Source organism: Erythrobacter sp. YT30, from assembly GCF_001542875.1.
In the GTDB taxonomy this organism is placed as follows: domain Bacteria; phylum Pseudomonadota; class Alphaproteobacteria; order Sphingomonadales; family Sphingomonadaceae; genus Erythrobacter.
This window is the reverse complement of the sequence record NZ_LMAF01000002.1, coordinates 949707-961589: the sequence shown is the minus strand read 5'-3', so window position 1 is coordinate 961589 and position 11883 is coordinate 949707. Positions and strand designations below refer to the sequence as shown.

General features: G+C 55.4%; 17 protein-coding genes. 6 read left to right on the top strand and 11 right to left on the bottom strand.

Annotation, left to right across the window (positions count from 1 at the left end; all coding sequences use genetic code 11):
• The first annotated feature begins 179 nt into the window (after positions 1 to 179).
• Genes AUC45_RS09230 through AUC45_RS09220 form a run of 3 tightly spaced genes read left to right on the top strand, consistent with a single transcriptional unit; the run spans position 180 to position 2863 of the window.
• Positions 180 to 785 carry a protein-L-isoaspartate O-methyltransferase gene (locus tag AUC45_RS09230; protein ID WP_067601417.1) on the top strand — a complete coding sequence of 202 codons (606 nt, stop codon included), beginning with the start codon at positions 180 to 182 and terminating at the stop codon, positions 783 to 785.
• Positions 785 to 2257, top strand: a complete 1473-nt coding sequence (locus tag AUC45_RS09225; RefSeq protein ID WP_067603727.1) for a TolC family outer membrane protein — start codon at positions 785 to 787, stop codon at positions 2255 to 2257. Before AUC45_RS09230 ends, AUC45_RS09225 begins: the two co-directional genes overlap by 1 nt.
• A 36-nt stretch (positions 2258 to 2293) precedes the next feature.
• A complete protein-coding gene (locus AUC45_RS09220; RefSeq protein WP_067601414.1) occupies positions 2294 to 2863 on the top strand; it encodes a DUF2497 domain-containing protein in 570 nt (189 codons plus the stop codon).
• A 20-nt stretch (positions 2864 to 2883) separates the two neighbouring features.
• Here AUC45_RS09220 and AUC45_RS09215 read toward each other — a convergent pair whose 3' ends face one another.
• Positions 2884 to 3198, bottom strand: coding sequence for a hypothetical protein (locus AUC45_RS09215; protein WP_067603725.1), 315 nt, complete (start codon positions 3196 to 3198; stop codon positions 2884 to 2886).
• 100 nt (positions 3199 to 3298) lie between these two features.
• Between AUC45_RS09215 and AUC45_RS09210 the strand changes: the two genes are divergently transcribed.
• From AUC45_RS09210 to xth, 3 genes are all read left to right on the top strand, one after another.
• Positions 3299 to 3730 carry a CBS domain-containing protein gene (locus AUC45_RS09210; RefSeq protein ID WP_067601412.1) on the top strand — a complete coding sequence of 144 codons (432 nt, stop codon included), beginning with the start codon at positions 3299 to 3301 and terminating at the stop codon, positions 3728 to 3730.
• A 55-nt stretch (positions 3731 to 3785) separates the two neighbouring features.
• Positions 3786 to 4115, top strand: a complete 330-nt coding sequence (erpA, locus tag AUC45_RS09205) for an iron-sulfur cluster insertion protein ErpA (protein WP_067601410.1) — start codon at positions 3786 to 3788, stop codon at positions 4113 to 4115.
• A gap of 84 nt (positions 4116 to 4199) precedes the next feature.
• A complete protein-coding gene (gene xth, locus AUC45_RS09200; RefSeq protein ID WP_067603723.1) occupies positions 4200 to 5006 on the top strand; it encodes an exodeoxyribonuclease III in 807 nt (268 codons plus the stop codon).
• A 38-nt stretch (positions 5007 to 5044) separates the two neighbouring features.
• Here the strand turns inward: xth and AUC45_RS09195 are convergent, their stop codons facing one another.
• The 10 genes from AUC45_RS09195 to AUC45_RS09150 all read right to left on the bottom strand — a co-directional run bounded on the left by AUC45_RS09195 (position 5045) and on the right by AUC45_RS09150 (position 11720).
• Positions 5045 to 5707 carry a cell wall hydrolase gene (locus AUC45_RS09195; protein ID WP_233998648.1) on the bottom strand — a complete coding sequence of 221 codons (663 nt, stop codon included), beginning with the start codon at positions 5705 to 5707 and terminating at the stop codon, positions 5045 to 5047.
• A 221-nt stretch (positions 5708 to 5928) separates the two neighbouring features.
• Complete coding sequence (locus AUC45_RS09190) at positions 5929 to 6270, bottom strand: DUF1491 family protein (RefSeq protein ID WP_067601406.1); 342 nt, start codon at positions 6268 to 6270, stop codon at positions 5929 to 5931.
• Between the two features lie 19 nt (positions 6271 to 6289).
• Positions 6290 to 6787 carry a PaaI family thioesterase gene (locus AUC45_RS09185; RefSeq protein WP_067601401.1) on the bottom strand — a complete coding sequence of 166 codons (498 nt, stop codon included), beginning with the start codon at positions 6785 to 6787 and terminating at the stop codon, positions 6290 to 6292.
• The gene (locus tag AUC45_RS09180; protein WP_233998644.1) at positions 6777 to 7259 is read right to left on the bottom strand and encodes a PTS sugar transporter subunit IIA; all 483 of its coding nucleotides are present in this window, start codon (positions 7257 to 7259) and stop codon (positions 6777 to 6779) included. Before AUC45_RS09180 ends, AUC45_RS09185 begins: the two co-directional genes overlap by 11 nt.
• A 142-nt stretch (positions 7260 to 7401) precedes the next feature.
• The gene (gene hpf / locus AUC45_RS09175; RefSeq protein ID WP_067601395.1) at positions 7402 to 7965 is read right to left on the bottom strand and encodes a ribosome hibernation-promoting factor, HPF/YfiA family; all 564 of its coding nucleotides are present in this window, start codon (positions 7963 to 7965) and stop codon (positions 7402 to 7404) included.
• A gap of 57 nt (positions 7966 to 8022) precedes the next feature.
• Positions 8023 to 8727 carry a DNA polymerase III subunit epsilon gene (gene dnaQ / locus AUC45_RS09170; protein WP_067601391.1) on the bottom strand — a complete coding sequence of 235 codons (705 nt, stop codon included), beginning with the start codon at positions 8725 to 8727 and terminating at the stop codon, positions 8023 to 8025.
• 71 nt (positions 8728 to 8798) lie between these two features.
• Positions 8799 to 9419: a dephospho-CoA kinase gene (gene coaE / locus AUC45_RS09165; RefSeq protein ID WP_067601388.1), complete on the bottom strand. Its 621-nt coding sequence runs from the start codon at positions 9417 to 9419 to the stop codon at positions 8799 to 8801.
• Entirely contained in the window at positions 9416 to 10285 is an 870-nt protein-coding gene (gene aroE, locus AUC45_RS09160; protein WP_067601387.1) for a shikimate dehydrogenase, read from the bottom strand. Before aroE ends, coaE begins: the two co-directional genes overlap by 4 nt.
• The gene (locus AUC45_RS09155) at positions 10282 to 10878 is read right to left on the bottom strand and encodes a nucleoside triphosphate pyrophosphatase (RefSeq protein ID WP_067601386.1); all 597 of its coding nucleotides are present in this window, start codon (positions 10876 to 10878) and stop codon (positions 10282 to 10284) included. Before AUC45_RS09155 ends, aroE begins: the two co-directional genes overlap by 4 nt.
• Complete coding sequence (locus AUC45_RS09150) at positions 10875 to 11720, bottom strand: pyruvate, water dikinase regulatory protein (RefSeq protein ID WP_067601383.1); 846 nt, start codon at positions 11718 to 11720, stop codon at positions 10875 to 10877. Before AUC45_RS09150 ends, AUC45_RS09155 begins: the two co-directional genes overlap by 4 nt.
• Positions 11721 to 11883: the final 163 nt, after the last annotated feature.

The window sequence follows — 11883 nt, the reverse complement described above, 5'->3', positions numbered from 1 at the left end:
CCCATAAGCACCGCCAATGCCTCACGTCAAAGGCCTTGGCTGCAAACCTTTCCAAGTCTAGGGCGCACAATTAAATACGTTCTTGGATCAGATGACGGGCGGTGGCTTGAATGAGCCGCTCATATGGGAAGGGTTGACGAGCTGTATTGTGCGAGCAATACAGCATCCGTGGAGTAAAAATGACCGAAACATCCATCACACTTGATACGGCGACCGCGCGAAAGGCAATGATCGACAGCCAGCTGCGCACTAGCGGGGTGAACGAAGAATTTGTGCTTTCGCGCATGCAGGCGGTTGGCCGTGAGGATTATCTGCCTGCCGACAAGACTCCGCTCGCTTACATTGATCGCTCGATCGCGCTCGGCGATGGAAGCCATCTTGCATCGCCTTTATTCTACGGAAAACTGCTGATGGAAGCGGTGCCTGAAAAAGATGACCGCGTGCTTATCGTCGAGGGCGGCACGGGTTATCTGGCAGATCTGGTTCGCCCGCTCGTCTCCCAGGTTGAAACAGTCGACGCCAAGAGCGCTGCGACGGGTTCGGGTATTTCGGCTGGCGCATACTCACTTGTTCTTGTTGATGGTGCGATTGAAGATGTGCCCGAGGCCCTGACTGATGGCCTTTCGGACGACGGCAGGATCGTTAGCGGAATCCTGCTTCGCGGCGTTACACGGCTCGCATCAGGACGCAGGATCGCAGGACAAACCTCACTCAACACGATTGAGGATCTTGGCATTCCGGTCCTTCCCGCCTTCAACAAAGCCAAAAGCTGGTCATTCTCTTGATTGCCCGACGCAATTCAAAGCGCATTGCGCTGGTCGGCGCTGCGTCGATACTCGCCCTTGGGAGCGCACCTGCGCATGCGGACACGCTGCGCGAAGCCTTGGTCGCTGCCTATAACACGAACCCCACCTTGCTAAGTGAGCGAGCAACACTGCGCGCGACCGATGAAGAAGTACCGATCAATCGCGCACCTGGTCTTCCCAGCTTGAACGTTACTGCGACTCATATCGAGTTTTTGCGGCAATCGGCCAACCAGTTTACCGCGCCCGTGCGAAACCTAGGAGTCAACGCGCAGGCTCAGGTGCCGATCTACTCAGGCGGCGCCGTGAAAAACGGGATTCGCGCCGCGAAAGAGCGTGTGGCTGCGGGGCAGGCCAATTTGCGCGCCACAGAAAGCTCCGTCTTTAGCCAGACAGTTGCAGCCTATATGGACGTGCTTCGAACAGAAGCGCTCGCCGGATTGGCAGCCAACCAAGTCGAAGTCCTGCGAGTCAATCTTGAGGCGACACGGGATCGATTTGAAATTGGTGATCTAACGCTTACCGATGTCGCGCAATCGGAATCGCGGCTGGCGGTTGCCGAAGGTGACTTGCGAAACGCGACAAGTAATCTGATCGGTGCTCAGCAAACCTACATCCAACTGGTCGGCCAGGCACCCATAGCGCTTGAAGCTCCCCCGCCACTTCCCGGTCTGCCTGACAATGTAGGTCTTGCTGTGGACAGCGCGCTTAAAAACAATCCTGATCTTCTCGCCGCGAAAGAGCGCGCAGATGCCGCAGCGTTCGACACAAAGGTGGCTGGAGCGGGCCGGTTGCCGACAATTGGCCTGTTTGCCAATGGCGACTATTCTAACTTTTTTGGAACGCTTGGCGGGCCAATTGCAGCGGATTTGATCCAGGCCGAAACCACGGCGAATGCCGGTATCAGGGTAACAATCCCACTTTATCAAGGCGGCCTTCCAGCCGCCCGCCAACGCCAGGCAGGTGCGCGTGAAAGCGCCGCTCTGGAGAACGTAATCGCAACCGAACGCAACATTATCGCGCAGACCCGTTCAGCCTATGCAAGCTGGCAGGCATCCAATGCGGTGATTACAAGTTCGCAAGCCGCCGTCGAGGCCGCCGAGCTCAGCCTGGAAGGCGTTCGCGCGGAAAACTCGATCGGAAACCGCACCATTCTTGATGTGCTCAACGCAGAACAGGAATTGCTTTCCGCACGGGCGCAATTGGTCACCGCACGGCGCAATGCCTACGTTGCGGGCTTCACCCTCTTGGCGGCAATGGGCCGCGCTGAAGCGCGTGATCTCAACCTCGACACCGGCGGGCCATTGTACGATCCCGTGGTTAATTATGAGCGGGTCAGAGGCAAGTCGTGGGACTGGGATCGCGACCCCAAACCTGCACCACAATCAACGAGAACCGTTGACATTGAGCCGCCTGAGGCATCATTTGGTCCGCAACTCGCGCCGGGCGAGTGAGATTAACCATATGATTCGGAATTAACGGGGCACAACATGGCGCAGCAGCACGAATCGTCAGTCGAAGACATTCTCGATTCGATCAAAAAAGTCATCGCGCGCGATAATCGCGATATCGCCCTCAAAGCTCGGCAACGGCGCGAGGTATCGGAGGAGGGCGATATGGACAAACGGGATGACAGCGAGCTGGAGGCATTGGATCTTACCGAGCAGGCCGAAGCCGTGGAAGAAACAGGCGCGATAGACGAAAGCTCGGACGAAGTGCTCGACTTGGGCGCGATGGATTGCGTTGTTGACGATGAAGCTGGCGATGATTTCGCTTCGGAGCCGGAGACAGAAGAGACTGTGGCAACTGAGAATCATGAAGCGCCGCTGATCAACGATCAGGTTCGTGGCGCTATGCAGGAAAATCTTGCGGCGCTCGCCATGCTGGCAGAACCCGGTGCGAAACCACAAATCGTGCGGACGGGTGAAACGTCTCTCGAAGGTATGACGCGCGAATTGCTTCGGCCAATGCTGGCTGAATGGCTCGACAAAAACCTTCCGGGCATGGTTGAAAAGATGGTCCAAGCAGAAATTCAGCGGATCGCGGGCAAGCGCCGCTAGATCGGCAGAATTACGCAGACTTAATCGTCGTCTTTCCGCCCGAACAGCTCATCACTGCTCGGCAGGCGATTATCGACTGATTCGTCGTGCCCTGTTCCATTGGACAGGAATACAAGGCCCATCAAGCCTCCGCCAAGCAGCATGGTAAAGCTGATGCCCAGCGCCACAGCTATGTAAAAGTGTACGGAAATCATACCGTTAAAGGCATACAGCATCGTGAGCGCGATGATGACGATCAGCACGGTAACAGCCATCAGCACTTTCATGATCTGACGAAAACGCGCCCACGCATAGGCGGCGTTTTCAGGATCATCGAGCGGTGATTTGTTTGGCATGCGTCCTACATGGTGGGACGTGGTCTGCTTGGCAACAATGCGGATTCGCTTTTCTTGCAAAGGAGTGGCAGAATTGCGTCCAAGAGCAGGAGAGGTGCCTATGACAATCGCAAAAATCATCGCTAATCGCAGTGCCGAGGGCATCATTTCATGCGATGTCAAAACTTCTGTTTCAGAAGCTGTCGCGATGCTTGCTGGCAAACGCATTGGCGCTCTGCCGGTGATGAGCGATGGCAAGGTTGTCGGGATCATCTCTGAGCGCGACGTGATCTATCGTCTTGCGGATAAAGGACGCAATTGCCTCGATCTGCCCGTCGAAGAGATCATGACATCGCCTCCTGTCACAGTCTCGCCTGAAACCAAGATCGATGATGCACTGGCGCTCATGACAAAGCGGCGCTTCCGCCACTTCCCCGTGCTTGAAGGTGAAACACTGGTGGCTTTCATTTCCATTGGCGATCTTGTGAAACACAAGTTCGACGAAGTGGAACACGAAGCAGAAGCGATGCGCAGCTATATTCAGACAGTCTGACATCTATCACTTGTCGCCGCTTGAGCATTGGCTTTTCGTTTCCTAAATACTGCGTATGAGCACGACCCTAACTCTCACCTCTTCTGCGGCGAAACGCGTTGCTTGGATCGCGCAGAAACAGACAAAGCCTGCAATTCTGCGTCTTTCTGTCGAGGGTGGCGGGTGTTCAGGCTTTCAGTACAAATTTGAAATGGCCGATGCCCCTGAGGGCGACGACATTATCAGCGAAACCGATGGTGTTCGCCTAGTCGTCGATCCTGTCAGTTTGGATTTGGTCGGTGGAAGCGTAGTGGATTACGTCGAATCTCTTGGCGGCGCAGCGTTTCGCGTCGAGAACCCCAACGCCGCGGCCGGATGTGGCTGCGGTTCGAGCTTCGGAATCTAGCAACGCCCTCTATTCTGCCGTAGGCTCTGGGTATTCGAGTGTTCACCGATGGACGTGGTCGTCGCACTTCGTCATGGTCTCCTCATGAAAATCGCGACATTCAACATCAATGGGGTCAAAGCCCGTTTGCCTCGCCTCAAGGAATGGCTTGAAGAAACACGGCCTTCAGTGGCCTGCTTGCAGGAGATCAAAAGTCAGGACGAAGGCTTCCCGGCCTCAGAATTCGAGGAGCTTGGCTATGACGCAATCTGGAATGGTCAGAAGAGCTTTAACGGGGTCGCCATTCTTGCGGACAAAAAGGCAGGATATTCAGCCACCGAAGTTCAGCGGGGACTTGGCATAGATGGCCCGAAGGATGGCGAGGGTGAACAATCCCGCTATCTCGAAGTGGATATCGCCCACGAGGATCGCAAAACCGCACGGATCGTGTGCATTTACCTACCGAACGGAAACCCGCAGCCAGGGCCGAAGTTTGATTACAAGCTGGCTTGGATGGAGAAGCTGCGCGGGCGAATGGCAGAAATCTGGGCCGAAGAAGTTCCAGCCGCCGTTTTGGGAGATTACAACGTCATCCCGTTTGAAGATGACACATATTCAGTCAAAGCCATGGCCGATGATGCGTTGACCCAACCCGAAAGCCGCGCCGCTTATTCGCGAATGCTCGCTGACGGTTGGACGGATGCTGTGCGCACTCTCAATCCGCGCGGGGGTGTCTGGACGTATTGGGATTATCAGGCAGGCGCCTGGCAGCGCGACCATGGATTCCGGATTGACCACATTCTGCTCTCGCCAGAACTTGCCGATGCATTGCAGTCAGTCGGCGTCGATAAGGACCATCGAGGTCGCGAAAAAGCCAGCGATCACGCGCCCGTTTGGGCCACCATTGCGTAAAGGTGCGGGCTCCTGCATCAACAGGAACCCGCATCTAATCAACGATAGAAGATGTGCGTGTCGATCTGCGCGGTGCGGACTTTACGCCGGCTCCACGATGGGCTCACATATTTGGCGTGGAAGTAGACGGCATCACCCGCTTCGCAGTCCCACATGTCCTTATGGGCAATCTGCGCGATGGCTTTTGCGCGGCTCCAGGCCTTTGACCCGGTGCGAATGCGCGGCATGCGTCCATTCTTTACGAAAGAGAACTGCGCACGCTGATAGACGACGCCGCAATAACTTGCAGGAAACCGGCGGTCTTCAGAGCGGTTGATAACGACATTTGCCACAGCAAGCTGGCCCGCGAGCGGTTCTCCGCGCGCTTCAAAATAGACGGCGCCTGCAAGGCAGCGCATCTGTTCACTTAGCTCGGCATCGCCGCCAACTTGAGAAACCAGTTCACGCAGCGAGGAGGCACTGCTTTCGGTCAATTCAAGGCTAGCGTCTTTTTCAGGAAGGGGCTGAACCACTTCGCGAGACACGAACTCAATTTCTTGAGGAACGATTTCAACCGTTGCGTCGGTCGATTGCTCCTCTTCAGAAGGCATTACGGCTTCTGGATTTTGCGCTTCGACGGCAAAATCCTGTGCCCACGCCTGAACGCCATCTGCGCTCGAGAAGCTGAATGCGGCTATCGCTGCAATTGCGGCAGCACTCATAGAATAAGTCTTACGACTCATCAAATTTCACTTTTTGTGCGGTGAGCGAGCTCCGACGCAGGAGAGAACCTGTTGCGATTTTTCGCTATATTGTAGGTGGTTCAAATAGCCTGCCGGCTGCCCCCCGTCTGCGTGCCAACTCATCAACCGAATTGCTGAAGCGCTGGCCTGCGCACCTGGAAGCTGGGCAGTCAAATAGGGCGCTTGACGCAAGCGTCAAGTTATACGGGCAATTCTGCGACGAAGCGTTCCGGGTCGTCGATATCCACCTCCAAAACCCAGATATCGATATCCTGTCGGCGCCTGCGATCAAGATATTCTGAAAAATCATAAGGTTTTTCAATGTCTTGTGATTTCGTAGGAACAAAAGCACGCGAACCATCGAGCTGCGGCATTCTTTCGAATAGCTGGCCACCACTGCCGCGACTTATTGTTACAAGAAGGATGGTTCCAGCATCGCGCTCTCCCTTTGAAAGCACTGTAGCGATTCCCCCTTGGGCTTCTGCGAGCTTGATCATCGCACCAATCTCAAGGTGCGCCGGCAGTCTTGTGTCGCCCGTCATGGGGTATGAATGGCGCCTTTCACCGCTTCTGTTCCGTCGGCGCAGCAGCGTACCCGTCGAGGCTTGATAGGGGTATGCGGGAACGCATGAATGTGCCCGTCCCGCGGCCAATTTCATCGCCCTCTTCATCGATAAGGCGCGATTCGGCGACAAAAACTCGGCGTTTCCCGCTTACCCAGCGCCCTTCTGCCACCACTTTTCCGGCCTTCACCGGCTTGGTAAAATGAAGGTTGAAGCTGGTTGTGAGCAAAAACCGATCTGTCGCAAGGGTGTTCGCTGCATAAAAAGCCGCGTCATCGAGCATTTTGAAATAGATCGTCCCGTGCGCAGCGCCCGCCGCGTGATAAACGTCCTCTGTTATCTCGAAAACAAGACGCGACAATCCTTCGCCGGTGATTTCCAGTTTCGAGGCAAACTTCTCATTCACCGGCGCAGAGGCATACAGACGCTCGAGCGCTCTATAGTGTGTTTCAGCGCCTTTTGTCACAGCACCGTTATCCGGCAAATCAGGCGGCATCACGCAGGAACTGGTTGGTCAAAATCGCAAAAAGTGCGTCGCCATCGGGTGCGTCATGCATTTTTTGCAGCCGCGAATCGTCCCTGGTGATCCGCGATATGGCGGCAAGCGCGTGCAAATGGGTCGCCCCGGCATTCTCTGGCGAAACCAGCGCAAAGAACAGCGAGACAGGCATGGCATCAGCAGCGCCGAAATCGATCGGCTCCTCGAGCTTGAGCACAGCGAGCGTCGGGCGCCGGACATCGGCACTGCGGCAATGAGGAATCGCAATCCCTTTGCCAAAACCAGTGCTTCCCAGGGCCTCGCGCTGCTCAAGCCCTTCGCTGATTTCCTCAGCCTTGAGGTCATAAACCTCGGCCAGCAATTCAGCGAGCTTGTCGATCACTTGATGCTTATTGGCGAGGCGAGCGCTCGAAACGGCTTCCGCAACCAATGTGATATTGACGTCCATTTCTATCCCAAATTCGTTCAAAATCAGCCCCTTGGCAGGAGCCTTTAACTCACACAACGGCCAATTTCGTCAGAGTGCGGATGCGCTCTGCCTGAAGCTTATCTGTGTGAGCTGGATCTTTTTTGGCGCTATGCGGACCTACCGCAATGACGTTCCCAAGATCCTAACGTGGCTCAACCCAACCGATCGAACCGTCTGCGCGGCGATAAACCATATTATGCCTTTCAGTGCCAGCGTTTTTGAAAAACAAGGCGGGAGTATCGCGCAAATCGAGCATCATTACGGCATCGGCGACAGTTGCTGTGGGAACATCGACGCTGGTTTCAGCGATGACAGGTGGTGCATCGCTCACAACTTCCTCTTCGGGCTCATCAGCTGCCAGAATTGTATAAGCAGCTTCTTCTTCGGCACGGGCAAAAGCGGCGCGTTCGTGTCGGTCCGTTAAGCGCCGTTTGTAGCGCCGCAATTGTTTTTCGATTTTAGCAGCCGTTTGATCGAGTGCCTGATGCGCGTCATGCGCATGTCCTTGTGCTTTCAGGATCATACCCTGGTTCACATGGGTCACGATATCGCAGGAAAAACCGCCTGCTGGCCCTTTTCCGAACGTGACATGCGATGAAATTGCACGGTCAAAGTGCTTCTCGACAATCCCGCCTAGCCTTTCAGAAGCGTGTTCCTGCAATGCCGTTCCGGTTTCGACTTGATGTCCTGAAACTCTGATATCCATCTCTACCGGTCCTCCAAAAAACGGCCGTGCCTGTGGCCTTCGATCAAAATCCGATAATTAACGCACCCAGATCGCATCCTTCATTGTCTCGACAAAGGCTGCATGCCGGGAAAGCTCTTCGGCCGAAGCGGCGTGTGGGCGCGGTTCGCGCCTTGTTGCCGGGTCTGATTTGGGCAATCCGGTCGCATCAGAATGCCCTGCGGATGCATTGTCTGCGGAATCCATTTCGCCAGCCAATTCGAGGCCGATCTGACGCCCGCCGGTGAGCTCAACATAAACCTGCGCAAGAAGTTCAGCATCCAACAGTGCGCCGTGCTTCACCCGGTGACTGCGATCGATCCCGTAACGGGTGCACAGCGCATCAAGGGATGCCTTTGCTCCCGGGTGTTTCTTGCGCGCGATCGCGACCGTATCGACCATCCGATCCAGCGAAATCGGTTCGCGGCCAATTCGTTCCAGCTCAGCGTTCAAAAAGCCAAAATCAAAGCCGGCATTGTGCGCAACCAGCGGCGCATCGCCCAGAAATTCAAGCAAATCATCAGCGCCCTCTGAGAAAAGGGGCTTTGCCGACAGAAAATTTGACGACAAACCATGCACCGCTTCAGCAGCGGAAGGCATATCGCGTTCGGGATTGTAATAAGCGTGGAACGTTTTTCCGGTTTCCACTCTGCCGATCATCTCGACACAGCCAATTTCAACCATCCGATCACCCGTTTTAGGATCAAGGCCGGTTGTCTCAGTGTCAAATACCACTTCACGCATTAGCAGTGTTATTCACCCAAGCGATGCGCAGCGCAAGGGGGCCATCACCGATACGCTCGCTAAAAAACGCATCATATCCGATCCTTTGCGAGCAGTTGTTCGACCAAAGCCCCAACTTGAGCCTTTGTTTCGGCCAAGGTGGTTGAGGTATCGATGATGTGATCGCCTCGCTCCCGTTTTTCTGAATCGGGCACTTGAAGCGAGAGAATGTGCTCGAATTTCTCTGGCGTCATACCTGGTCGGGCCAAAACCCGCTCACGTTGAGTTTCAGGAGGGGCTGAAACGACAATCACTGCATCGAAGCCTTCTTCTCCGCCCCGTTCAAAGAGAAGCGGGATATCAAAGAGAAGCATTGCGGCATCAGCATTGCTATTCAAAAATTTGAGACGTTTAGCCGCAACGGCCGGATGAACGATCGCTTCAAGCGCGGCGAGCTTTTCCTTGTCACCAAAAACCAGAGCGCCCAGCTTTTCTCGATCGACGCCCATACTGTCTGTTGATCCGGGGAAAGCAGCTTCGATTGCAGGGATCAGTTCTCCATCAGGCCCCTGCATCGCGCGAACTTCTGCATCAGCGTCAAACACGGGCACGCCAGCTTTTTCAAACATGGCAGCGACGGTTGATTTACCCATGCCGATCGACCCGGTGAGGCCCAGCATCAGTGGCTTATGTGATTTGTGGTCAGAGCTCATGTTCGCAGCAAATCCAGTAATTGCTCATCACAGTCCCGCGGCGGCTGAACACCGAAGAACTTTTCAAACGCAATAGCTGCCTGCCCAACCAGCATGGCAAGACCTGATATTGTTTGGCAGCCTGCTTTGCTGGCAGCTTCCAAGAACTGCGTCTCGGCAGGGCTTGTTACAATATCGTAGACTATGCTGCCGGGTGGTGCGTGGCTCCAATCAAAAAGCAGGGGCGGATTGCCCTTCATCCCCAGCGGCGATGCGTTGACGATGAGATCGAGACATCCCTTTCGATCATCAAAGGGGAAGTCGGTTGCCTCGGCAAAATGAGCGAGCGGTGCTGTGTAGTGTTCACCATCAGGCGCCAGCTCTGCAAGCAGATTGCGGGCTTTCCCGACATTGCGTGCAGCAAGGACCAACGTGAAGCCGTTTTCTACGAGAGCTGCCACAATTGCGCGCGCTGCACCGCCATTGCCGATAATGCGGGCCATCCGAAAAAGGTGTTGCTTATCGAGAATGCCCAGAAGTGGTTCAAGAAATCCACCGGCATCGGTGTTGGTCCCGACAAGTTTGCCGTCAGCTTCTCGATACACAGTGTTCACCGCGCCAATAGCCTTCGCCACGGGATCCAAATCGTCAAGCAGAGGGATGACGGCTTCTTTCAATGGCATGGTGATATTGCAGCCCTGCCAATTGGCGTTTCCCCGCGAAGTCGCGATGTATTCCGGAAGGGTCTCGTTTGTTACCCGGCGTGCCCCATAACTGGCTTTCAATCCAAGGCGTTCGATCCAGAAGCCATGAATGACCGGCGATTTCGACTGGCTGATCGGATCACCAATCACCTCTGCATAAGGCACTTCATCGACGTCGCTCATCGCAGCAACACGCCATGTTCGCGCAACGCCTCGAGCAATGGCAAAAGAGGCATTCCAAGCACGGTGAACTGGTCGCCTTCGATTGTCTCGAACAGCTGGACGCCTCTCGCTTCGATCCGAAATACCCCGACGGTGTGGCCAACTTCGGGCCATTCCTTCTCAAGATAGTCTTCAATAAAGTCGTCAGATAACTCGCGAACATGCAGCAAAGCGCGCGATGCGTGGCTCCACTCGCACGTATTGCCGCGCACAAGCGCGGCAGCGCTGTGAAGCTCAATCGGCTTGCCCGAAAAGAAGCGCAAATGCTCCGCAGCATTTTCGCGTGAGTTGGGCTTGTCGAACCTCTTTCCATCAACAACGACCAGACTGTCGCTGCCCAAAACCAGCGCCTCTGGATGATCGGGCGCGCGAGCTGCAGCCTTGGCAACGCTCAAAGCCTCGGCGACGTCAGGCGGCGATGCTCCTTCAAGGCCGGCTTCCACCGCTCTTTCATCAATATCGGCTGGGATTGCTTCGTATGTGACGCCTGCTGCATCCAACATCGCTCGGCGTGATGCGGATTTTGAGGCGAGGATGAGATGGGGCGCGCTCATATCGGTTTTGCCACCCCGTCGACTGGCTTGTCGCGGCGTTTGCGCTCTTGCACCAAGCGAATGATGGCCGCGGCGCTCTCCTCAATCGATCGGCGCGTGACGTCGATCACCGGCCAGCCATTGTCGGCAAACATGCGCCGAGCAAATTGCAGCTCGCTCTTCACCCGCTCATTATCGACATAGGCGGTTTCGGTGCCCTCATTGAGTGACAAAAGACGATTGCGGCGGATCTGTACCAACCGCTCTGGCGCTGTTGTGAGCCCCACGACAAGCGGATTGCGCAATCCGAACAGTGCTTTGGGCGGAGGGCTTTCCACGACAAGCGGGATATTCGCCGTCTTGTACCCGCGATTGGCGAGATAGATCGACGTTGGCGTTTTGGAGCTTCTCGAAACGCCCGCGAGCACGATATCAGCCTCTTCCCAATCATCATGCCCTACGCCGTCATCGTGCGCGATCGTATATTGGATAGCATCCACCCGCTTGAAATATGCATCATCCATTGAGTGTTGGCGACCTGGGCGCCCATGCGCCTCTTGGCCCAATTGCGATTCCAGAACAGCGGTTACTTGATCGAGAACGGGAACAGCTGGCAGACCCAAGTGGCGGCAATGCTCTTCCAACCGTTTGCGGCTTTCGGGATTGACCAGCGTGTAAAGCACGAGCCCCGGATTATCGGCCAAGTCGGGCACGATCCGATCCAGATGCTGTTTTGAACGCACCATTGGCCAGAAATGGCGGCTGACATCAGGATCATCGAATTGCGCCAATGCCGCCTTCGCGATCATTTCCAGCGTTTCGCCGGTTGAATCCGAGACGAGATGAAGGTTGATACGGTTCATGAGAGGCGATCTGGCATATGAAGAGAAGACGAAGGCGAGGGGCTGTGGAAACCCCTAGGCATAAACCACGGGAGGAAACCGTCGACAAGCAGGGGAGGGGATTTCATACCCATTGTCAGGGCTTCTCTATTGGCGATTGTCGACATGACGGGAGCTTTTTCGA